This is a genomic window from Oceanobacillus luteolus (genome assembly GCF_023715655.1).
In the GTDB taxonomy this organism is placed as follows: Bacteria; Bacillota; Bacilli; order Bacillales; family Amphibacillaceae; genus Oceanobacillus; species Oceanobacillus luteolus.
On the sequence record NZ_JAMBON010000001.1, the window covers coordinates 411,166 to 434,374 of the forward strand.

Annotated in this window: 26 protein-coding genes; 2 read left to right on the top strand and 24 right to left on the bottom strand. The window is 38.6% G+C overall.

Annotation, left to right across the window (positions count from 1 at the left end):
* Positions 1-18: 18 nt before the first annotated feature.
* The 12 genes from ylqF to smc form a co-directional block, all read right to left on the bottom strand.
* The gene (gene ylqF, locus M3210_RS02165; RefSeq protein ID WP_251510809.1) at positions 19-876 is read right to left on the bottom strand and encodes a ribosome biogenesis GTPase YlqF; all 858 of its coding nucleotides are present in this window, start codon (positions 874-876) and stop codon (positions 19-21) included.
* A 9-nt stretch (positions 877-885) separates the two neighbouring features.
* The gene (gene lepB, locus M3210_RS02170) at positions 886-1,446 is read right to left on the bottom strand and encodes a signal peptidase I (protein ID WP_251510811.1); all 561 of its coding nucleotides are present in this window, start codon (positions 1,444-1,446) and stop codon (positions 886-888) included.
* Between the two features lie 153 nt (positions 1,447-1,599).
* Positions 1,600-1,944 (bottom strand): 50S ribosomal protein L19, encoded by a 345-nt coding sequence (gene rplS, locus M3210_RS02175; protein ID WP_251510813.1) that lies wholly within the window; start codon positions 1,942-1,944, stop codon positions 1,600-1,602.
* Between the two features lie 637 nt (positions 1,945-2,581).
* Entirely contained in the window at positions 2,582-3,316 is a 735-nt protein-coding gene (gene trmD / locus M3210_RS02180) for a tRNA (guanosine(37)-N1)-methyltransferase TrmD (RefSeq protein ID WP_251510815.1), read from the bottom strand.
* Positions 3,316-3,828, bottom strand: a complete 513-nt coding sequence (gene rimM / locus M3210_RS02185) for a ribosome maturation factor RimM (protein ID WP_251510817.1) — start codon at positions 3,826-3,828, stop codon at positions 3,316-3,318. The genes trmD and rimM overlap by 1 nt, the downstream gene beginning before the upstream one ends.
* A gap of 13 nt (positions 3,829-3,841) precedes the next feature.
* Positions 3,842-4,234 carry a YlqD family protein gene (locus M3210_RS02190; RefSeq protein ID WP_285853514.1) on the bottom strand — a complete coding sequence of 131 codons (393 nt, stop codon included), beginning with the start codon at positions 4,232-4,234 and terminating at the stop codon, positions 3,842-3,844.
* Positions 4,235-4,345: 111 nt separating this feature from the next.
* Positions 4,346-4,573 (bottom strand): KH domain-containing protein, encoded by a 228-nt coding sequence (locus M3210_RS02195; protein WP_251510821.1) that lies wholly within the window; start codon positions 4,571-4,573, stop codon positions 4,346-4,348.
* Positions 4,574-4,582: 9 nt separating this feature from the next.
* The gene (rpsP, locus tag M3210_RS02200; protein WP_251510823.1) at positions 4,583-4,858 is read right to left on the bottom strand and encodes a 30S ribosomal protein S16; all 276 of its coding nucleotides are present in this window, start codon (positions 4,856-4,858) and stop codon (positions 4,583-4,585) included.
* A gap of 98 nt (positions 4,859-4,956) precedes the next feature.
* The gene (gene ffh / locus M3210_RS02205) at positions 4,957-6,309 is read right to left on the bottom strand and encodes a signal recognition particle protein (RefSeq protein ID WP_251510825.1); all 1,353 of its coding nucleotides are present in this window, start codon (positions 6,307-6,309) and stop codon (positions 4,957-4,959) included.
* A 13-nt stretch (positions 6,310-6,322) separates the two neighbouring features.
* Positions 6,323-6,640 (bottom strand): putative DNA-binding protein, encoded by a 318-nt coding sequence (locus M3210_RS02210; protein WP_251510827.1) that lies wholly within the window; start codon positions 6,638-6,640, stop codon positions 6,323-6,325.
* 81 nt (positions 6,641-6,721) lie between these two features.
* On the bottom strand, positions 6,722-7,717 hold the full coding sequence (gene ftsY, locus M3210_RS02215; RefSeq protein WP_251510838.1) for a signal recognition particle-docking protein FtsY: 996 nt from the start codon (positions 7,715-7,717) through the stop codon (positions 6,722-6,724).
* Between the two features lie 13 nt (positions 7,718-7,730).
* The gene (smc, locus tag M3210_RS02220; RefSeq protein WP_251510841.1) at positions 7,731-11,297 is read right to left on the bottom strand and encodes a chromosome segregation protein SMC; all 3,567 of its coding nucleotides are present in this window, start codon (positions 11,295-11,297) and stop codon (positions 7,731-7,733) included.
* A gap of 362 nt (positions 11,298-11,659) precedes the next feature.
* On the opposite strand from smc, the gene M3210_RS02225 reads away from it, so the two are divergent.
* Complete coding sequence (locus M3210_RS02225; protein WP_251510842.1) at positions 11,660-11,884, top strand: DUF1128 domain-containing protein; 225 nt, start codon at positions 11,660-11,662, stop codon at positions 11,882-11,884.
* A 29-nt stretch (positions 11,885-11,913) separates the two neighbouring features.
* Here M3210_RS02225 and rnc read toward each other — a convergent pair whose 3' ends face one another.
* The 11 genes from rnc to M3210_RS02280 form a co-directional block, all read right to left on the bottom strand.
* Positions 11,914-12,603, bottom strand: a complete 690-nt coding sequence (gene rnc / locus M3210_RS02230; RefSeq protein ID WP_251510844.1) for a ribonuclease III — start codon at positions 12,601-12,603, stop codon at positions 11,914-11,916.
* Positions 12,604-12,658: 55 nt separating this feature from the next.
* On the bottom strand, positions 12,659-12,892 hold the full coding sequence (gene acpP / locus M3210_RS02235; RefSeq protein ID WP_251510846.1) for an acyl carrier protein: 234 nt from the start codon (positions 12,890-12,892) through the stop codon (positions 12,659-12,661).
* A 31-nt stretch (positions 12,893-12,923) separates the two neighbouring features.
* The gene (gene fabG / locus M3210_RS02240; protein ID WP_251510847.1) at positions 12,924-13,664 is read right to left on the bottom strand and encodes a 3-oxoacyl-[acyl-carrier-protein] reductase; all 741 of its coding nucleotides are present in this window, start codon (positions 13,662-13,664) and stop codon (positions 12,924-12,926) included.
* The gene (fabD, locus tag M3210_RS02245; protein ID WP_251510848.1) at positions 13,665-14,603 is read right to left on the bottom strand and encodes an ACP S-malonyltransferase; all 939 of its coding nucleotides are present in this window, start codon (positions 14,601-14,603) and stop codon (positions 13,665-13,667) included.
* A gap of 5 nt (positions 14,604-14,608) precedes the next feature.
* Complete coding sequence (gene plsX, locus M3210_RS02250; protein WP_251510849.1) at positions 14,609-15,604, bottom strand: phosphate acyltransferase PlsX; 996 nt, start codon at positions 15,602-15,604, stop codon at positions 14,609-14,611.
* Positions 15,605-16,180 (bottom strand): transcription factor FapR, encoded by a 576-nt coding sequence (fapR, locus tag M3210_RS02255; protein ID WP_251510850.1) that lies wholly within the window; start codon positions 16,178-16,180, stop codon positions 15,605-15,607. It lies immediately after the preceding gene.
* A 97-nt stretch (positions 16,181-16,277) separates the two neighbouring features.
* Positions 16,278-18,311, bottom strand: a complete 2,034-nt coding sequence (gene recG, locus M3210_RS02260) for an ATP-dependent DNA helicase RecG (protein ID WP_251510851.1) — start codon at positions 18,309-18,311, stop codon at positions 16,278-16,280.
* A gap of 18 nt (positions 18,312-18,329) precedes the next feature.
* Positions 18,330-19,205 (bottom strand): L-serine ammonia-lyase, iron-sulfur-dependent, subunit alpha, encoded by an 876-nt coding sequence (sdaAA, locus tag M3210_RS02265; RefSeq protein ID WP_251510852.1) that lies wholly within the window; start codon positions 19,203-19,205, stop codon positions 18,330-18,332.
* A 14-nt stretch (positions 19,206-19,219) separates the two neighbouring features.
* Positions 19,220-19,882, bottom strand: a complete 663-nt coding sequence (gene sdaAB / locus M3210_RS02270; protein ID WP_251510853.1) for an L-serine ammonia-lyase, iron-sulfur-dependent subunit beta — start codon at positions 19,880-19,882, stop codon at positions 19,220-19,222.
* A gap of 302 nt (positions 19,883-20,184) precedes the next feature.
* Positions 20,185-21,843 carry a DAK2 domain-containing protein gene (locus tag M3210_RS02275; protein ID WP_251510854.1) on the bottom strand — a complete coding sequence of 553 codons (1,659 nt, stop codon included), beginning with the start codon at positions 21,841-21,843 and terminating at the stop codon, positions 20,185-20,187.
* A 124-nt stretch (positions 21,844-21,967) separates the two neighbouring features.
* Positions 21,968-22,330: an Asp23/Gls24 family envelope stress response protein gene (locus tag M3210_RS02280; RefSeq protein ID WP_251510855.1), complete on the bottom strand. Its 363-nt coding sequence runs from the start codon at positions 22,328-22,330 to the stop codon at positions 21,968-21,970.
* Positions 22,331-22,656: 326 nt separating this feature from the next.
* Here M3210_RS02280 and rpmB point away from each other — a divergent pair, with 326 nt between their 5' ends.
* Complete coding sequence (rpmB, locus tag M3210_RS02285) at positions 22,657-22,845, top strand: 50S ribosomal protein L28 (protein WP_251510856.1); 189 nt, start codon at positions 22,657-22,659, stop codon at positions 22,843-22,845.
* Between the two features lie 276 nt (positions 22,846-23,121).
* On the opposite strand, the gene spoVM is transcribed toward rpmB, so the two are convergent.
* Positions 23,122-23,205 (bottom strand): stage V sporulation protein SpoVM, encoded by an 84-nt coding sequence (spoVM, locus tag M3210_RS02290; RefSeq protein WP_156855553.1) that lies wholly within the window; start codon positions 23,203-23,205, stop codon positions 23,122-23,124.
* Positions 23,206-23,209: the final 4 nt, after the last annotated feature.

Genomic DNA, 23,209 nt, shown 5'->3' on the forward strand with positions numbered 1-23,209 from the left:
CCCCCGCACACATCTTGTTCATGATTCTAGTTGTTCCGGTTCTTCTAGTGAAATCCGCCCTATTCTGCCAGCACGAAGATCGCGTAGGAGTAACTCAGAGACTTTATCGAAATCAACTTCTCCTCCGCTTTCCAATGCACCACGCTTTTTGCCGATAATTTCAAACACTTCCAACATATCGTCTAATTCTGCCGGTACTGAAAAACGATCAAAAAGCTCATTAGGATAATGTACTTGCAGAAAGCGGATCACATATACTGTAATATCTTGTAAAGATAAGATTGTATCTTTAATAGTGCCAATGGCTGCAAGACGATATCCTACCGTTTGATCTTCAAATTTTGGCCATAGAATACCTGGAGTATCTAGCAGTTCAAAATCTTTTTTTATTTTAATCCATAACTGTTGTTTAGTTATTCCTGGACGGTCACCCGTTTTAGCTGCTTTTCTATTGGCTAATCGATTGATTAAAGTGGATTTCCCTACATTAGGTATACCAAGTATCATTGCGCGATGTGCCCTGGGTTTTACCCCCTTAGCCACTAACTTATCAATTTTCTTTTGACCGATTTTTTTCGCTAATGATATAACTTGTTTTATATCTTCTTTATTGTTCACATCCACAGCCACTGCTGGTATATCGTTGTCTTTATAATAAGATAACCATTTTTCTGTTACTTTTGGGTCAGCGAGATCCCGCTTCATTAGAACTACCATTTTATCTTTATTCTGGATAATCTGGTGCAGTAAGGGGTTCTCTGACGACTGTGGTGCCCGAGCATCCAAGAGTTCTATTACAAAGTCAACTAGTTTTAAGTTTTGTTCGACTTCTCGTCTAGCTTTGGCCATATGGCCTGGAAACCATTGTACTTGCATCTATATCACCTATTCTCCCACAAATTGAATACGATCAAATGGCCAATAAATCAGACTGGCTTTTCCTACAATTTGATCCATATCTATTAATCCGATCATTCGACTATCAGTGGAATTCCCACGATTGTCACCTAGTACCAATACATAACCCTCTGGGATTACTTCATGATTGCCTGGTAGTTCTTCGAGAGTAAAATCATTCTTTACAGACTGGAATGTAGCCGATTGCTTATTTTCCGGTAAAAATTCCTCTTCAACAGGCTCACCGTTTATGTGGAGAACATTATCGACCACTGCTACATGCTCACCAGGTAGACCAACTACACGCTTAATGAAATCTTTTTGGGCGTCCGCATGAAAAACCACAATATCGAATCGCTCTGGATCTTTAAAGTTATAACTGAACTTATTCACAATCATCTGATCCCGGTCATGTAATGTTGGCAACATGGATGGACCGTCTACAATGATTGGAGCGAATAAAAACATCCGAACGATAAAAGCTATACCAAGCGCGACCAATAAAGCTTTCATCCATTCTAACCATTCATTCTTCTTCTTTTTCGCCATAGTTCTCCTCCGACACTCACATTTCCTTATCCATTCATAAGTTTAATCAATAAGTATGTACATTATAACATTTAACGACTAACTATAAAATTATAAAAGGAGCTTGAACAATTGCTCAAGCTCCTTTCGTGTTTTATTTGATCTGTTTTGAAATTAGCGACGTTCTTTAATACGTGCAGCTTTTCCACGTAGATTACGTAGATAGTAAAGCTTAGCACGACGTACAATACCACGACGAGTAACTTCAATTTTGTCAACACGTGGTGAGTGTACTGGGAAAGTACGTTCCACACCTACACCGTAAGAGATTTTTCTTACTGTGAATGTTTCACTGATACCACCGTTTTGACGTTTGATTACTACACCCTCAAAAATCTGGATACGCTCACGAGTTCCTTCAACAACTTTCACGTGAACTTTTACCGTATCTCCAGCTCTGAATTCTGGGTGATCTGTACGAAGCTGATCTTTAGTAATTTCTGCAATTAGTTCTTGCATTTGCTTCACTCCTTCCAAACCAATGTTCATCATTCTCTATAGGAACAGCGGAACATCGTTTATACGTGCATAAACACAAGTTTAAATATAGCATAAACAAACAACATATTCAACTTATTTTTAAAAATAATCTTTGTAAATTTTGTAGCTTACATAGATTGTATAATAATTAATGATTTCTTTTTATGCGAGGCAACTCCGCTCCAAGGTCCGCAGTCCGGATACACCTTCGCTTTCCGCGGGCGGCTGATGAGCCTCCTCGGGCTACGCCCCGCGGGGTCTCATCGATGCCTCTCTTCCCGCAGGAGTCTTCGGTGTATCCGAGCCGCTCCCAGAAAAATCTATTAGTTGGATCTTTGAATGGTATTAATTAATATATAAGCTTTTACTTACTAATATATATTATAAATTAACAATTAATAGAAATGTAATGAAATAATTGTCGCTATATACAATACCCATAATCCACTGAACTAATAAATGTATAGCAGGGAGCAGTCCAAATACCTCGTAACTCCTGCGGAAGGAAAGGCCTAGGGGGGAGACCCCATAGGGCATTTATGCCCACGGAGGCTCCCCCAACCGCTCGCCGAAAGCGAGAGGTATTTGGACTGCGGACTTCATATGGAAATGTTTTTTATTCTATTCGTTTTAGTTCTTGTATGATTTGTTTTTCTTCTTCTGTGAGTGGATAGGTTTCTAGGAGATCGGGTCTGCGTTCAAGTGTGCGTTTTAGGGATTGTGTTTTTCTCCATTTGGCAATTTTAGCATGGTCTCCAGAGAGCAGAACATCAGGCACGCTCATATTGCGATAAGTTGCTGGTCTTGTATAATGAGGATGTTCCAGTAGACCAGTTGAAAACGAATCTTCTACCGCGGACTCTTCATTTCCTAATACATCAGGCAACAAACGGACAACACTGTCAACAATCACCATTGCTCCCAGCTCGCCACCAGTCAATACATAATCCCCAATCGAAATTTCATCCGTTGCTAATCCTAAGCGAATACGTTCATCATAACCTTCATAATGTCCACAAATAAAAATGAGATGATCCTCTTTTGCCAATTCCTCAGCCTTTTTTTGTGTATACTGTTCCCCTTGAGGGCAAAGTAGAACAATCCGCGGCTTCGTATCTTTCTCTTCAAGCAGGGCATCTACAGCATCAAATACAGGCTGGGGAGTGAGAACCATCCCGGCTCCTCCGCCATAGGGATAATCATCAACTTTTCTATGTTTATTTTCTGTATAATCTCTGAAATTCACTAGATTATATGAAAATTTATCTTTTTCTTGAGCTTTTTTTAATATGGACGATTGAAATACCCCTTCCATCATTTCGGGAAATAACGTTAAAATATCTATATGCATTAATCCAGCAGTCCTTCCATCAGTTCAATAAAAATTTTCTTATTTTCAATGTCAACTTTTTTTACAACAGGCTCTATATAAGGGATATAAGCATCTTTTTTTCCATGACGGCTCAACACCCATACATCATTCGCACCGGGGGCTAGTATTTCTTTAATATCGCCTAACTTTTCACCATTGAGATCGAATACTTCACATCCAATAATCTCATGGTAATAGAATTCATCCTCTGGTAACTCTAATTGTTGTTCTTCATGAATTTGCAAGTAGAGTCCCTTATATTTTTCGACATCATTGATGTTGTTCAGGTTCTTGAACTTTAAAAGGTCAAAACCTTTATGTATTCGATGACTTTCAATAATCAAGGGTACTGTATGATTTTCATCCTTAATATAAACTGTTTCACCGCTTGCAAACCGTTCTTCAAAGTCTGTAATTCTTTTTACTTTCACTTCTCCACGAATCCCATGGGTATTTACAATTTTACCGATATTAAACATTTTATTCGCCATTACTTCCACCTACCTATTCGTCTATTCGCACAACGATGTCATCTTTAATCACAATCGCTTGTCTCTTCATTAATTGTTCCCAATTTGCACCAATACTTACTTCAACAAGAGATTCAACTTCCCCCTCGACAATTTCACTTCCGTCTTCCAATATTTCTAGTTGTTCCTCTTTAAATGTAATCAGTTCAATTTCATCCTTACGTTTACTGATTTCCTTTTGGAACCTCAACTCTATCTCCTGCTTCGGCACACCTTTTTTATTCAGCATTTTTCGCTTTTCAAATAGGAGTTGTTGACACTCTTGTTCAAGTCGCATTTTTTGTTCAAAGAAATTGGATTTTATTTTGGCTTTACTTTGTTCGGTAATTACCTGCTTAATTTCAACTTTTTTAATAATTTTCACCATGTTCCCCCACTCTCGAGTATCAATAGTTGTATTCTTGAGCTCCCATTATCTTCAGGTGATTCGGTGAGAATGTATAAAAAGGGAAAGAAGAACCATTGGCTCCTTTCCCTTTTACATAATATCTAAGTAGATTCGCTTGTTCTCATCCGTTTTCGCTGCGTATACAACGGTTCGGATCGCTTTTGCAATACGTCCATTTTTGCCGATAACTTTGCCAACATCTTCTTCATGAACTTGAAGATGGTAAACAACTTTTGTTTCCTCTTCTCTTTCTGTAACTACGATATCCTCTGGATGATCGACAAGAGAAGTGACAATAGTTTCAATTAGGGCTTTCATGGTATCACACTACTTTGCTTGATTTTTCTGTTCGTGGAATTTCTTCATGATGCCTTCAGTTGAAAATAGATTACGTACTGTATCACTTGGTTTAGCACCATCAGCTAACCATTTAAGAGCTTTTTCTTCATCAATCTTCACTTCAACCGGGTTAGATACCGGGTTATATGTTCCGATTTGTTCGATTTGACGTCCGTCACGTGGAGAACGAGAATCTGCTACAACGATACGATAAAATGGATTTCTTTTAGAACCCATACGTTTTAAACGAATTTTAACAGCCATGTAAATTGCACCTCCAATTAATAGTTATTCACAAGTTTAAATTCTAACAGAAAATAATAGGTCTGTAAAGTGTTTTTACATTACAAAGAAAAAACATTTTACATAAACGGCAGTTTAAAGCCACCTCTACCTTTTTTACCCTTGCCTTTTTGCATATTCGTCATTTGTTTCATCATTTTCTTCATGTCTTCGAACTGCTTCAGCAATCTATTTACTTGGGATACAGTCGTACCTGATCCCTTTGCAATCCGCTTCTTCCTGCTTGCGTTAATGATACTTGGTTCTTGGCGCTCTTGTTTTGTCATAGATTTTACAATTGCTTCAACTTGACCTAATTGTTTTTCATCTACTTGTACATTTTTCAAGCCTTTCATCTTTCCAGCACCCGGAAGCATATCAAGCAGCTCATCAAGTGGACCCATCTGTTTGACTTGGGCCATTTGTTCAAGAAAGTCATCAAAAGTAAATGACATCGAACGCATTTTTTCTTCCAAAGCTTTGGCTTGTTGTTCATCTACGTTAGTTTGTGCCTTTTCTATTAACGATAGTACATCACCCATACCAAGAATCCGGGAGGCCATCCGTTCAGGGTGGAAGGCTTCTAGCTGATCGAGTTTCTCACCCATACCAGCAAATTTTATAGGTTTATCCGTTACCGCTTTAATGGATAGTGCAGCTCCACCCCGCGTATCCCCATCAAGCTTCGTCAGTACTACACCAGTGATATCGAGTTGTTCATTGAAGCTTTCCGCTACGTTTACTGCATCTTGACCCGTCATCGCATCCACAACAAGGAAAATTTCGTCCGGGGAAACAGCTGCTTTTATTTCCGCTAATTCATTCATTAAGTCAGAGTCGACATGTAAGCGACCAGCAGTATCAATGATGACATAGTCATGATGTTCTTCTTTCGCTTTATCCATCGCTTGTTTTGCAATATCAACAGGATTTGCTTCTGTACCTAGGGAAAACACAGGCATATTCAATTGTGTACCTAATGTTTCCAATTGCTGGATCGCAGCAGGACGATATACGTCACAGGCAACAAGCAATGGTTTGCGATTATGCTTTTTTCTCAGTAAATTTGCCAGTTTCCCAGTTGTCGTTGTTTTACCTGCCCCTTGCAATCCAACCATCATGATTACAGTAGGTGGACGGTCTGCTACAGCAATCTTGCTGTTTTCCCCACCCATTAGTTCGGTTAATTCATCACGGACAATTTTAATAACTTGTTGTCCAGGAGTAAGACTTTCCATTACTTCCTGACCTACCGCTCGTTCTTTAATACGGTTGATCAAGTCTTTTACTACTTTAAAGTTAACATCAGCTTCTAGAAGAGCAAGTCTAATTTCACGGGACATTTCTTTAATATCTTGTTCCGAGACTTTTCCCTTCCCAGTAATTTTTTTAATCGTACTTTGCAGGCGTTCGGCTAACCCTTCAAATGCCATAGAAGGTAACCTCCTAATCTAATTCTTTTAGTTTATTTAGCAATTGCTTTATTTCTTTGTTCGGAGCATTTTTTTCCAATTCTTCAATAATCTCTTGGCGTCTTGTAAATTTCTCGTATAGATTCAACTTATCCTCATAGGATTCAAGCATAGATTCAGTACGTTTAATATTGTCATAGACAGCCTGACGTGAAACGGAAAACTCCTCAGATATCTCACTAAGTGAAAGATCCTCCAAATAATACATTTTCATGTATTTCTGTTGTTTTTCGGTTAAGAGATCCTGATAAAAATCAAATAAAAAGTTAATGCGCATTGTCTTTTCCAGCAATGAAAACGCCCCTTGTTAAGTGAAATCTCTTTACAAAACATCATAACGAATCAGTTGCTTCTATGTCAAGAAAGGTTTATATTAAGCTTCTTCTTCCAACATGTCAGCAAACAGGCCATAAACGAAAAGGGAAGCATCGAATTCTTGAAGATCTTCCATCTTTTCTCCTAACCCTACAAATTTCACTGGAATATCCAAGTCTTTTCGAATCGCAAGTACAATTCCACCTTTTGCTGTACCGTCAAGCTTTGTTAATACGATTCCGGAGACATCTGTAGCTTGCGAAAAAGTTTTCGCTTGATTAAGAGCGTTTTGTCCAGTAGTAGCATCCAACACAAGCAGCACCTCATGTGGCGCCCCGGGAATTTCTCTTTCAATTACCCGTTTAATTTTTTCCAGTTCTTTCATCAAGTTCACTTTATTTTGCAATCTTCCTGCAGTATCACAAAGCAATACATCCGCTTCACGAGATTTGGCAGCCCGGATTCCATCATAGATAACTGCAGCTGGATCACTTCCAGCACTTTGTTTAATCACTTCAACGTCAGCACGCTTACCCCATTCTTCCAATTGCTCGATCGCACCAGCTCTGAATGTGTCTCCAGCAGCAAGCATGACTTTCTTCCCTTCCTGCTTAAATCGATGAGCAAGTTTACCGATGGAAGTTGTTTTACCTACACCATTAACTCCTACAACAAGAATAACCGTCATTGCATTTTCTTGGATATTTAACTTCTCAACTTCACCGCTATCATCGCCGTAATAAATCTCAACAAGTTTTTCAGAAATGACTTCCTTTACTTCTTCTGTGTCCTTTATATTCCGGCGTTTGACTTCCAGTTTCAATTCATCCACTAAATCCATCACAGTGGTGACACCGACGTCGGCTGAAATTAGAACTTCTTCCAGCTCCTCGAAAAAGTCCTCATCCACTTTTCGATACCTTGCAATTAAATCATTGATTCTCCCTGAAAATGCTCCCCGGGTCTTTTTCATACCTTCTTTATATGTTTCTTGGACTTGTTCTGTCTTTTCATCTTGTTTAAAACGTTGCTTAATTTTTTCAAAAAAACTCATTTTCCTAGCCTCCTTATGATTCAATTAATGTAGCAGTTTCCTCTAATTTTACAGATACCAAACGGCTGACGCCCGATTCTTGCATCGTAACCCCATATAATACATCAGCCTCTTCCATCGTCCCTTTTCGGTGGGTAATTACAATAAACTGCGTATGTTTGCTATAAAGTTTTACATATTTAGCAAACCGGCTGACATTCGCTTCATCCAGCGCAGCTTCGACCTCATCAAGGATACAAAACGGAACAGGACGCACCCTTAAAATGGCGAACAATAACGCTATCGCTGTCAAAGCCCGTTCACCACCTGAGAGAAGACCTAAATGCTGCAATTTCTTACCAGGCGGTTGTGCAATAATTTCTACTCCGGTTTCTAACAAATGGCTTGGATCAGTAAGCTTCAGCTCAGCCTTACCTCCACCAAAAAGTTCTTTAAATACAATTGTAAACTCTTTTTTAATCGCTTCAAAGGTTGTTTCAAAGCGCTCAATCATCTCTTTATCCAGTTCACTGATTACATTGAACAGTGTGTTCTTTGCATTAAGCAAATCTTGTTGTTGCTCACTTAAAAACGTATACCTTTCGTGGATCCGGTCATATTCATCGATGGATCCGAGGTTGACCGTGCCTAAATCAGTGATTTTACGTTTTAATTCCTGTACTTCTTGTTGTGATTTGTCCACATCATCAGTTTTTTCATATTCTTTCCTTGCTCTTTCATACGTGATTGTATACTCGGTCTGAAGATGGTTTAGACGATTTTCTAATCCTACATCTAAACGGGTTATTTGTACTTCTTTATCTTGGATCTCAGCAAGTAGGATCTGGCTGCGTTTATTTTCTTCCTTCAGTTCCATTTCTTCATCACTAATTTCATGGGTTATCCTGCTTCGTTCATTACGCAATTCCTGAATTACTTGTGTGTATTCGGTTTTCTTTGTTTTTTCTTCCGCTATTGATTGATCAATTGTTTCTTCGGATTCTATATTAGCAGCAAATTCAGCCAAATCCATTAGCTTTTGAGCTTCTTCAGCCAACAAGTTTTTTGTTGTTTGTACGAGCTCCTCGAGGCTTTTAACCCTGTCATACTGATTACGATAACGCTCTTCTTGTTTAGCAAAGATTAGTTTCTGTTCATGATATTTCTCTTGCAATAACGCTTTATTTTCTTTCACAGCGGCTTCTTCTTCCGTCAGCTTTTGTATGTGTTGCTCAATCTCATTAAGCTTCTCTTGAAGTGCAGTGAGTTGGTCATCAAGTTCAGCTTTTCTTTGTTTCAGATAGTTTGTATCTTCTTGATATAATTTTTCCTCTTGATCATAGATTGAAAGGCTGTCATTTAATGATTTTAAGTTCAGTTCAATCTCATGGAAGGATGTTTGCAACTCCTGAAGGTCTTGTTGTTCTTTTGCAAATTTTATCTCCGACATTTCGAGTTGATTCTCTCTATCATCTATGATTGATTGTTGTTCTTTTACTTTCTCCGCAAACATATTTGCTCGTTCTTCATAGTTCGTTAACTTTTCACGGATTTCTTCCAATTCTTTTTCTCTCGTAAACAATGATTGGTTTGTTTTTCTATTGGCTCCGCCCGTCATAGCTCCACCAGGGGCAACGACATCACCTTCAAGTGTAACAATACGGTATTTCCGGCCCGTTATGGCGGCAATTTCATTGGCATCCTTTAGTGTTTCGGTAATTAATACATGTCCCATCAAATGATTAACAGCTCGTTGATACTCCGTTTCAGTTGATACTAAGTCAGCAGCTACTCCTACAAATCCGTGATGACTTTTTATCCGTTCAATAAGATGATCAGGGATAAAACGCTCTTGGATTGTGTTTAGCGGTAGAAAAGTTGCTCTTCCATTATTCGTTTTCTTTAACCAGGAAATAGCAGTCCGCGCTGTACTCTCATCCTGGACAACAATGTGTTGCGCTTGCCCACCTAGTACAACTTCTATAGCGGGTATAAACTGTTTTGGAACATCAATCAATTCAATGACTGCTCCAGCAATCTGCTGTAAACTGCCATTTTCCCGCGCTTTCAAAACAGCTTTTACACCATGGAAGAATCCTTGGAAGTCTTCTTTCATTTCCTCGAGCATTTCTTTTCTTGATTTTAACTTCTCAATATATTGATATCCTTGATATAACTTGGTCTGCATTTCTTGAAACTGTTTTCGATCTCTTTCAATATCGGATTTCAATTGTTTTATATGTTGCTCACTGTTTGAACAGATTTCTTTATGCGAGGAAAGTCTTTCTTGCAATTTTTGTTTTTCTTCTTCTAGTTTCTTACGTTCTTCTAATGACGCTTGAAACCTTTCAGACTGTCTCGAATTCTTAGAGTAGAGCTGTTCAAGCTGTTTTTCAATGGATTGCTTCTCATTACGTGATGCTGCTTGAACATTTAACTGCTCAATGTATTCCGATTTTAAATCCTCAATCTGATCGGCTATGGCCTCTTCATTTCGTTGAAGCTTCGTCTCCAATTCTTTAATACTAGCTTTCGTTTTTTCCTTTTCATGTTTAAGCTGTTCCAGTTTCTCTTTTTCTTCGGCCAATTCATTTTCATGATTAGCCAGCTGGATTTCAGTCTGTTTTTTCTCTTCAATTAACTTTTGTTTATTCTCCCCAAAATGCTTAGAACGCTCCGAGAACAGCTGCTTCTTTCCTTCTAATTTTTCAAGCTGTTCGGTTGATTTAAGTAGCTTTCCTTGCATTTCCTCAATTTGTTGATCAAGTTTTAAATTTGCTTGTTTTTGCTCTTCAATCCACGCTTCCCGCTTTTGGATACTCGTGGAAAGGGCAATTTGCTTTTGTCTTTCTTTTTCAATCTCTTGTTTTATCCGTTCCCATTTAATATGCAACGTTTCAATTTCAGCAATGAGCAGTGAGATTTCTTTTTCCTTCAATTGCTCCTTCAACTCTAAATACTGATTAGCAATATTTTTTTGTCTTTCCAAAGGACCCAGCTGTGATTCCAATTCGTACAGGATATCCTCTACACGGTTGAGGTTCTCTTGGGTTTCAGCTAACTTATATTCAGATTTTTTCTTTCTTTGCTTATATTTAAGGACACCAGCCGCTTCTTCAAAGATTGTACGCCGTTCTTCGGCTTTTGAACTCAAAATTTCTTCCACTTTACCTTGGCTGATGATGGAGAAAGCTTCTCTACCTAGACCGGAGTCCATAAATAAATCAATGATATCCTTTAAACGACAAGATTGTTTATTAATATAAAACTCACTTTCTCCTGAACGATATACTCTTCTAGTTACACTAACCTCTTCATAATCAAGCGGCAGTGATTTGTCTTGGTTATCCAAGACCAAGGTAACTTCAGCAACATTCAATGCTTTACGTGTATCACTACCCTGAAAAATAATATCCTCCATTTTGGAGCCACGTAAAGATTTAGCAGATTGTTCACCGAGTACCCAACGGATCGCATCTGTAATATTACTTTTGCCACTTCCATTGGGTCCTACAACTGCAGTTACTCCTGGAACGAATTCAATAGAAATACGTTCGGCAAATGATTTAAAGCCGACACTGTCTAATTTTTTCAAATACATACACATTCTCCTATATACCAAAGTGCAACCGTCCATAAAAACAGATGTTTACAAGAATAAATAATAAAAAACGGACGATCCAAAACCACTTGGGCTTTCTTACAACGGGAGTTAAAAAACATTTTGAATGGAATTCCCGTTGAATGATGTTTCGGTTAAAATTGATTTGCTAGATCAACCTGCATTAAATGATTGTGCATACAGGGTTTTCAACCTATTCATTTTATCATAATCTAACAGCCAAAAGAAGTCTGGCCAATATTTTCAGGTTGTCTTGCATGTAGCTCGTTATATTGATATATTTAGAGGTATATTTTCATTTCTTACAGGCTTATAAATAAATGAGTTAGGGGAGAGTTTTCATGAATTTAGAGGATGCAAACAAAACAAATCTGGCATTGATGCTGAATGAACTGGCAGATCGTATGAATGTTGCTAATCGTGGGCTATTTGATGTCGAAGACTATGATTTAAGTAAATATAAAGATTTGAAATTTCTTTATCAAGTAGTTGTAGACAAAGGAAGATTAAGTGCGTCAGAGACACAAGCATTCGTTGATGAATTAGCGGCAATCCGCAAGAAATAAATTCAGTGGGGTATAGCCCCACTGTTTTTTTAATTTGATGCATTAATCTTACCTAAAGCGATTTTTGCCGCATGTTGTTCCGCTTCTTTTTTGGAACGGCCAACCCCTTCTCCTGCAGCATCATCATTAATATAAACACGAACCAGGAATTCCTTGTCATGCGAAGGACCCTTCTCTTCGATTACTTTATAGGTCACCTTTTGATTTTTATCTTGTTGGATAATTTCTTGCAGTTGACTTTTATAATCCATCCCATGCGAAAAAGCGCCAGTGTTGATTTTCGGGAAGACATGCTTCTCTAGAAATTGAATCACCTTTTCATACCCTTGATCGAGATAAAGAGCTCCTAAGAAAGATTCGAATACGTCTGCCAAGATAGCAGGACGTTCTCTTCCGCCAGTTTGCGCCTCACCTTTTCCAAGTAAAAGAAACTTACCGAAGTCTAATTCCTGGGCAAAGTTCATTAAAGACGGTTCACAAACAATGGCTGCCCGTAATTTTGTCAATTCTCCCTCAGGTAGCTGCTTATACGTATTGAATAGGTATTGTGAGACTCCTAATTCTAGAACCGCATCTCCAAGAAACTCTAGCCTCTCATTGTCTTCAAATTGTTCCTGACGATGCTCATTCACATAAGATGAATGGGTAAAAGCCTGGACGAGTAATTCTTTCTGCTTAAATTCTATGTTCAGCTGTTTTTCTAATTCACTTATGTCCATACAGCTCACCTCGTATAAATAGTTGAAAGTCTCGCATCAAGCGAGACTTCCCTTATTATTTAACACTGTTGATATAATTTACAGCATCACCAACTGTATTAATCTTTTCAGCTTCTTCATCAGCAATTTCCATATCGAATTCGTCCTCAAGCTCCATTACAAGCTCAACAACGTCAAGAGAATCAGCTTCCAGGTCATCTTTAAAAGATGCTTCTAATGTTACTTTTTCCTCATCTACATCTAGACGATCGACAATGATTGCTTTAACACGGTCAAAAACATCGGCCACACCGTTCACCTCCCTTCAAAAGGATAATAATCTACATTACCATTCCACCGTCGATATGTATCGTTTGGCCAGTAATATAGCTTGCATCGTCTGAAGCCAAAAAGCGGACAACTTTTGCCACATCTTCAGGCGCGCCAAATCTTTCAAGTGGAATCATGGCAAGCATTGCTTCTTTTTGTTCATCTGTAAGTGCATCGGTCATATCCGTAGAAATGAAACCTGGTGCAACAGCATTGACTAAAATATTTCTTGTTGCAAGCTCTTTCGCAGTTGTCTTTGTCAATCCAATTACCCCTGCTTTTGCAGCAACATAGTTGGCTTGTCCTGGATTTCCACTCACACCGACAATTGAAGCAACATTAATAATTCGACCAGCACGTTGCTTCATCATTTGTCTTGTTACAGCTTTAGTGCATAGGAACACACCTTTTAAATTCGTATTGATCACTTCGTCAAATTCGTCTTCTTTCATACGCATTAATAAATTATCTCTCGTAACTCCAGCATTATTCACAAGGATATCTAAACTTCCAAATTGACCAATAACTTCTTTCACCATTGCTTTTACACTATTTTCATCAGAGACATCAGCTTGAATAGGGAATGCTTTAACGTCATAACTGATAAGCTCCTCCACTACTTCCTTAGCTTTCGCCTCACTTCCTGCATAGTTAACCGCTACGTTTGCTCCCTGTTTCGCAAACTCAATAGCAATTGTTCTACCAATACCTCTTGAAGCACCGGTGACCAGGACATTTTTTCCTTTTAACATTTACTCATCTCCCTTAAACCACGCGACAAATTCTTGTAATGATTTTATATCTTGCACGGCAAAGGTTTTTGTCTTCCTATCAATTTTTCTTAATAGACCGGAGAGGACTTTCCCATTGCCGACTTCTACGAATGCATCAACTTCTTCTTCCATCATCGCACGAATGGATTCTTCAAAGCGAACTGGAGAATAAAGTTGCTTAATGAGCAATTCTTTAATTTGCTCCTTTTCTGTTACAGGAGAAGCCGAAACATTTGCGTAAACAGGAATACTGGCATTGTTAATCGTTATTCTATCCAAATAATTTGCAAATTCCTTATTAGCAGCTTTCATCAGTCTTGAATGGAACGGGCCACTGACATTTAAAGGGATAACCCGCTTTGCACCTTTTTGTTTCAACTGTTCCGATGCTATCTCCACTCCTGCTTGTGAGCCGGAGATGACAATTTGTCCTGGGCAATTCAAGTTGGCAAGGTCGACAACTTCATCTGTGATGCCTTCTAGCACTTCAGTAATTTCTGCTTCTTTGAGACCAAGGACAGCCGCCATCGTTCCCTGCCCTTTTGGAAAAGCTTGTTCCATTAAACGCCCACGAGTTGCGACAAGAGGCAAAGCATCATCAACTGAAATGGATCCTGCAGCAACTAATGCACTATATTCACCTAAACTATGACCAACAGTCATAACAGGTTGAATGCCTTCAGATATCAACACTTGTTGGATAGCCGCACTTGTAAGTAATAGTGCAGGTTGTGCATTTTCAGTTTCTGTCAACGTTTCCTCTGGACCAGAAAACATAATTTCTTTTATATCTTTATTTAAATAATCATTTGCTTGATGAAATAGCTCCTGAACCTGCGGATAAGCATCATAAAATTCCTTTCCCATCCCGACTGCTTGAGAGCCTTGACCAGGGAACATAAATGCAACACGTTTCACGACGTTCACTCCTCAATATTCATAGTTTCAACTGTTTTGCGGATTGTTTCCGTTACATCATGATCCACCATATGCTTCGCCTGACGAATCGCACTGACGATCGCTTTTGCTTTAGACGAACCATGAGCTTTAATAACTGGAGCAGCTAAGCCAAATAATCCGGCTCCACCATACTCGGAATAATCAAGGCGATTTTTCAAAGCACGCAAATCATTCATTACAAGACCAGCAGCCAATTTTGTTTTCAATGACGAGGAAAATGTTTCTTTCAGTAACGAGAATACCGTTTGGGCAGTTCCCTCGATTGTTTTAAGTGCAACATTTCCGCTATAACCATCTGTTACAACAACATCAGCAACATGATCAAACAAGTCCCTTGCTTCCACATTTCCTACAAAATTAATTGGTGCATTTTTTAGTAATTCAAAGGCATTTTTTGTCAGGTCGTTTCCTTTCGAATCTTCAGTACCTACGTTTAGCAGGGCCACGCGAGGATTAGGAATGCCTCTAACCTTTTCCGAATAGACAGAACCCATGATGCCGTATTGTAAAAGATGACTCGGTTTTGCCTCTACATTGGCACCAACATCTAAAAATAAAAAGCCTTTCTCGTTGATCGTCGGCAGTGTTGGACTTAAGGCCGGGCGGGCAATGCCTGGTATTCGGCCAACAATAAACAATCCCGCACTCATTAAAGCACCTGTATTCCCTGCTGAGATACAAGCATCAGCCCTACCCTCTTTAACTTCTTTTGCCATTAGGACGAGGGATGCATTTTTTTTGCGACGTACTGCTCGTACAGGTTCATCTTCTCCTGTAATTACCTCTTCTGTATGTATAATAGAAATATTTTTTGGGTTTGTTAAATGCTGTCTAATTTTCGATTCGTCACCCACTAAGGTGATTGTTAAGTCATCAAATTGCGAAATGGCTTCCATCGCCCCTAATACAATTTCCTTAGGGGCATGGTCGCCACCCATTGCATCTATTGCTAGTTTCATTTAGTTGTCACCTATCTCTTCATTGGATTGGTACATCTGGAATGTCCCAGTAAATACAATTTCTTTATCTACAAAACTTTCCACTTCAACAACAGTAAGCCCTTTATCATTTTTACCAGCAACTATTGCCTTGGCGATAACCCTTTCACCTTCTTTTACCTGACGGGTAAAAGTGATTTCAGACTTTGCCGTTAAAGCCAGTTCATCATTTATTACAGCAACAGCAAGTGAATTTGCCTGTGCAAACAAATGATGCCCTCTGGCAATTTTATTTCTTGAAAAAACAAGATCTCCAGTAATATCCAGGATAGATATGGCTCGTTGATCAAGCTCTAAATCTATGATTTCACCAATTACTTCATCGATTTGTAAAGTCCGTAACGTCTCGTTCCATTGGTCCTTTGCAACAGATTTTATCCGCTCACGCATTTCAGGTATTCCTAGTTCCATCCTATCTAAACGGATTGTTTGGATACTCACTCCGAATTCTTTAGCTAATTGTTCATCTGTTACAAAAGGAATTTCCTCTATCTTTCCCTTTAATAGTTGTTGCCTCTCTGCTTTTGTTATTTTCAATGTATGCACCGTCCACCATATAACATCATTTTATGACTTGGTACTAATAGTAATATATAATACGAAAAATAATTATGCAAGCAATTCTCCAAAAGAATTAATCCATTTTTGTCTGAAGACTTGGATCTTTTTCTAGAAGTTTACGTAGATTCTCATAAGAAGGATCATTGTAAAGCAGACCATTTTGCACGATATCTTCAGCATCTTGTCTCGCTGTCTCCAAAGCTCGATAATCATGAACCATGTCTGCCAATTTGAACTCGGGAACTCCACTTTGTTTTCTGCCAAAGAAATCCCCTGGACCTCTAAGTTGCAAATCTCTTTCCGCCAATTCAAAACCGTTATTGGTTTCAGTCATAATACTCATTCGTTCTTTTCCAACTTCATTTTTAGGTTCGGCTATTAAAATACAGTAACTCTGCTTATCACCTCTACCTACTCTTCCACGAAGTTGATGAAGCTGAGACAGCCCAAACCTTTCTGCATCATAGATGACCATAATTGTAGCATTTGGAACATTAACACCTACTTCGACAACAGTCGTAGATACTAAAACTTGAATATTATTTTCTGCGAATTCTTTCATAACTGATTCTTTTTCATCGGACGGAAGCCGACCGTGCATTAAACCAACTTTGATTTCCGGCGGGAAAAACTCTAATAGAGTATGATATAAATCTACGGCATTTTGGATATCCAATTTATCCGATTCCTCAATAAGTGGGCTAATGAGATATGCTTGCTCGCCATTATTTACATGTTTTTCAATAAACTTGAGAATTCGCTCAAACATATTCTCTTTAACCCAAAGCGTCTCCACTGCTTTTCTCCCAGCTGGCATCTCATTGATGGCTGAAACGTCCATATCACCAAATGCCGTAATCGCAAGGGTTCTTGGTATAGGCGTTGCGGTCATAAACAGGACATCGGGTTGGAGGCCTTTATCCCTAAGTGTGCGTCTCTGTTCCACTCCAAATCTATGTTGTTCATCAACAATCACAAGACCCAAATCATTAAATTTTACATCATCTTGTATTAAGGCATGTGTGCCGATGATGATGTCTACCTCACCATTTTCAAGGCCTTCAAGAATAGTCCTTCTCTCTTTTGTCTTTGTTGATCCTGTAAGCAAATGAACGCTCGCCAAATCTCCAAATAATTCCTTCAATGATTGATAATGCTGTTCGGCAAGAATTTCTGTTGGAACCATTAATGCACCCTGTTTTCCAGCTGTAACAGAAGCGTATAACGAAACGGCAGCAACTGCTGTTTTTCCTGAACCTACATCACCTTGAAGTAAACGGTTCATACGGTATGGAGAACGCATATCCCTCAAAATTTGTTCTAATGATGATTTTTGTGCATTCGTTAATTGAAACGGAAAACGTTGAATGAACTGTTCAAGTTTATCTTCATCATAGTTTTGGGTATTTCCATCCGTCGCTTCTCGATGTTTTTTCCGTAGTAATTGCATTTTCAATTGAAAAAGTAGTAGTTCTTCATAAATATACCTTCTGCGGGAATGCTTCAATTCGAGGTTGTTTTGTGGAAAATGCAACATCCGAAGAGTGTCCTTTCTCGTCGGAAGTTTATACGACTTCAAATAAGATGATGGTAGAATCTCGGTTATTTCGTCTCCATAATCTTTGAATGCCTGAGAAATAACTTTTTTTAATTTATAAGATGTCACATCACCTTTTACGGAATAAATTGGTTGGATATCAGTACTCTCCTCTTGAGCACCTTTTCGATAGTTACTTACCGTAATCTGCAGACGATGTGCATCCCACTTCCCAGTGAGCGTCACTATATCACCTGGCTTTAATTGTTTCTTGGCGAACGAACGATTAAACATCACCGCCTTAATCGCAACATTTTCCACTTCTACCGTCAATACTAATCGGGACTTTTTACGTCCATAAAAAGTAAGGGAAGGCTCGTATAAAACCCTTCCCATAATGGTTACTTTATCATCATGAATAAGTTCGCTCAGTGGTAAGATTTCCAGCACATTATATTTATACGGTAAATAATGAAGTAAATCTTCAATCGTGAAGATACGCATATTGGCTAAGTCTTCAGCGAATTTTTCTCCAATACCTTTGACTTGTAATACGGGTTGATTAAGCACAAAATCACTCTTTCTCTTCTAAACAGATACGCCAAATATTTTTTCTTTCAGAAGTCTCCCAGTAGGTGTGTCAGCAAGTCCACCTTCACCTGTTTCACGTAGACTTGGAGGCATCTGTCTGCCTATACGATACATTGCACCCACTACTTCATCAGCAGGAATACGGCTAGTAACACCTGCCAAAGCAAGGTCTGCAGAAACAATAGCTTGTGAGGAACCTAATGCATTACGTTTCACACAAGGTACTTCAACTAAACCTGCAACAGGGTCACATACTAATCCGAGCATGTTTTTTAATGTGATGGCAAAAGCATCAGCTGATTGCTGTGGTGTCCCGCCAGCCATCTCAACGATCGCGGCTGCAGCCATTGCACCAGCTGAACCAACTTCAGCCTGACATCCTCCCGCAGCACCTGAGATGAATGCATTATTGGCCACAACAAAACCAAACGCACCTGCTGTAAACAAATAACGGATCATCTGTTCTCTAGTCGGGTTGAGCTGATTTTTCACAGCAAATAGGGTACCAGGTACACATCCTGCACTTCCTGCCGTAGGTGTGGCACAAATGACACCCATAGCTGCATTTACTTCATTAGTCCCCATCGCTTTACTTACCGCGTCAAGTAAAATCGGTCCTGATAAAGGGGTTTTTTCTTTCATATATTGTTGGACGCGCACAGCATCTCCCCCAGTAAGCCCTGTTACAGACTGGACTCCTTGAAGCGCCCTCTCTATTGCATCTTCCATAACTTGCAGATTTTTTTCCATTTCAGCAAATACTTCTTCACGAGTTTTTTCTTTAACATCCATTTCTTGTAGAATCATTACTTCTGAAATCGGTATTTCTTTCGTTTCTGCAATTTCAACTAATTCAGCGATTGTACGAAACATTATTTTACCCCCTTCTAACTATCTATTTTCGAAATTTGAATGATATGGTCAGCATATTGCAGTTCTTGTAATATATCATCTCCAACATTTTGGTCGACTTCAATGACCATCAACGCTTCCTTACCAACATCTTTACGATTCACTTCCATGTGGCCGATATTTATTTCATGTTTAGCCAGTATTCTTGTCACGGAAGCAATCGCTCCGAACCTATCATTATGCATGATAAGTATTGCTGGATGATTTCCAGATAATCGGAGTTCAAAACCGTTTAATTCTGTTATCTCGACTTTTCCACCACCTATGGAAATTCCGACCAATTCTAATTGGTCATTCTCATCACCAATTACAAGCCTAGCTGTATTTGGATGATCGACTCCAGAATTGTCTTCAATAAATTCTATTTTTAAACCAGCTTCTTTTGCTATATCTAGTGCCTTACTCATACGAAGATCATCAGTAGCAAATCCTAATAGACCTCCAGCTAGTGCAAAATCCGTCCCATGGCCTTTATATGTTTTCGCAAAGGATTCATATAGATAGATTTTTGCCCAACTAGGCTGCTTACCAAATAGATTACGTGCAGCAAGTCCGATTCGTGCTGCTCCCGCAGTATGTGAACTGGAAGGTCCTATCATAACCGGACCGATTATATCAAAAACGGAATTATACTTCATTTTAGCACCGCCTTTACAGACTAGTAAATTTCTCTATAAGTATATCAAAAATAGCAAGAATCTGCATTAATTCACTGACAAGAGACTGAATCATTTGAATTATTATAAAGAAAATTGTTTGAGCAAATGATAAATACATAAAAATGAATTGCTCCTGGTAGTCCGCAGCCCCGATACACCAGAGACTCCTCTGGGAGCGAAGGTGTATCGGGGTCTGCGAACCTCAGGAAGAATGTAAGACTAATTTCATATAGAAAACAAAATAACCGCATCAGACCATTGATTGGTTGATGCGGTTATGATTATTCTACTGAGAAGATATAAGAATAGATTGGCTGTTCTCCATTGTGAATCTCAATTTCGACGTCTTCGAAGTTTTCTTCAACAAAAGCTTCGATTTCATCTACTTCTTCTTGACTGATATCCTCACCATAAAGAATAGTTAATATTTCATCATCTTCAGTAATCAATTTATTCAGTAATAATTTGACGGCTTCTTGTTTACTCTCATGGGAGGTAATGATTTTACCATCTTCAATTCCCATGAAATGATCTTTTTCAATTGTGATGCCATCTATTTGAGTATCTCGTACAGCATAAGTTATTTGACCAGTTTTAACTTCCTTACTTGCAGATTCCATTGTCTGCTGATTTGAAACAAGATCAACTTCTGGATCAAATACAAGCATCGCACTTATACCTTGAGGAATGGTACGAGTCGGAACCACTGCGACATCTGCTTCAGATAATTCAGCAGCTTGCTCTGCTGCCATTTGAATATTTTTATTATTAGGTAGCACAATGACTTTTTTCGCATTAGCTGATGTAATTGCATCCGCAATGTCCTGTGTACTAGGATTCATGGTTTGTCCACCTTCAATAACGACGGTCACACCCAAACTTTCAAATAAGGTTTTGAGGCCATTCCCCATAGCAACAGTAACTACAGCATACTCAGATTTTTGCTTTGGTTTATTATCCTTCTCTTTCTTACCAACGATTGCACTATGCTGTTCACGCATATTTTCTATTTTCATATTGATTAAACTTCCAAAACGCTGGCCTAGCGTCAAGCAATCTCCTGGCCTTTCTGAATGGACGTGAACCTTAACAATTTCATCGTCAGAAACGACTAGTAATGAATCACCAAATTCACTTAACTCTTGGCGGAATTTTTCTTCATCGTATGGGTTATTCTGTAATTTATCATCTTCAAACTTAACCATAAACTCCGTACAGTAACCATAGACAATTTCTGAAGTATCCATAAAATCTTGGGTTACTTTGTGATGTTCAGCATTTATGAGTTCTTCCATTTCAATTCCTGTGTCTTCAGGAAGTTCTTCACCTTTTAACGCTGCAAGAAAACCTTCGTAAATGGTTACAAGACCTTGCCCTCCTGAATCGACTACTCCCACTTCTTTTAGAACAGGAAGTAAATCTGGTGTACGCTTTAGAGAAGCTTTTGCCTCTGATAGTATCTTCTCCATCAACGCAATGATTTCTGTCTCTGTTTCTGCCGCTTCAACTGCTGCACGTGCAGCATCTTTTGCTACCGTAAGGATTGTACCCTCCACCGGTTTCATCACTGCTTTATAAGCAGTCGCAACTCCTGCATCAAACGCTTCGGCAAAGTCTTTCGCATCAAGAGTTTCCTTGCTCCCCATCCCTTTAGCAAAGCCACGGAATATTTGTGATAAGATTACCCCTGAATTACCTCTTGCACCCATCAATAAACCTTTTGCAAGTGCATTAGCTACTGCGGAAGCATTATCCGATTCATTTTGTTTCACTTCATTAACGCCTGAAGTCATGGAAAGATTCATATTTGTTCCTGTATCTCCATCTGGAACCGGAAAGACATTTAATGCATCAATCTTATCCGCATTATTAGATAAGTGATGAGCTCCAGAGAGGATCATTTGTGTTAAAAGACTACCATTCACACTATGTATAGACACCATATTTCCTCCTTAATTAAACCAAGCCTGTCTTCATTTGTTATTACGCACCAAGAACTGTTCAGTAATTTTTACCGAACAGTTTATAGTGAAGTGCTAAGACAGGCATTCTTTAATAGACTCATTAATCTTTAGATACCCTAACACCTTGAATGTATATATTTACCGAGTCAATGGATAGACCTAGAGATTGCTCTAACGTGTACTTCACCTGGGATTGTACGTTACTTGCAACCTCAGAAATTTTTGTACCGTAACTGACAATAATATATAAATCAATGTGCAGCTCGTCATTTTCCTGACGTACTACTATTCCACGAGAATAATTCTCTTTTCTAAGTATTTCTGCGATACCATCGCGTATTTGACTTTTTGATGCCATTCCTACGATTCCATAACATTCAACCGCAGTTCCACCAGCAATTGTTGCAATCACATCATTTGTAATTGTCACTTGACCGTCATTGGTGTGAAGTTCAATGGACATGAGCATCCTCCTTCATCTCATTCAATATAAATAAAAAACACTTTTTTATAAGTCCATCCTATAACATATAAAGCATAAGGTTATTCTACTACATCCCGACATAATTTAAAAGCGGCTACTGAATTCCTTACTAGTAATTTTCTCTTATAAGAATGGCGGAATTTATTCCATCTGTCAAGTATATCTTCTTTGCATGATTGAATACAGAAATTATTCTACAACTTAACGTTCTTCTCAACAGAAAAGTTTAATTGCATTCTTAACGAACTTATGGTAAATTGTATAAGTATGAAAAACGATATTTGGTAAAGTAAGGAGGGACTGTCATGGCTAGAAAATGTGTTGTAACTGGACGTAAAACTAGCACAGGAAATCTACGTTCTCACGCTATGAACTCCAACAAACGTAAATGGAAAGCTAATGTACAAAAAGTACGTATCATGGTAGATGGTAAGCCAAAACGCGTATATGTATCAGCTCGTGCACTAAAATCAGGAAAAGTAGAACGTGTATAATCTACACAACTACAAGACTCAATCGTATGAATTTACGATCAAAAAAGTACTCTATTAACGAGTGCTTTTTTTATTTTAAGGGAAATACGACGAGCGTAAAATCTACTTACTCAAGACTTCCTGTGGTGAGTGAAGCCTATTGCCCGTCGTATTTTGGCTTCTCCAAGATACTAACAATCTTGTGAGAACTGAAGGATTTATAGTTCAAATAATATTATTCCTGGACATGCACAAAAAACACAGCTTCTGCCACGGAAGGGACAAAAGCTGTGTTCTTTATTTATCTTTTTTAAAAACACCCATGACTACTTTGACAAAACCACCGATAAACCTTGGGAGCTTAATCGTATAGAATTTAATAGGT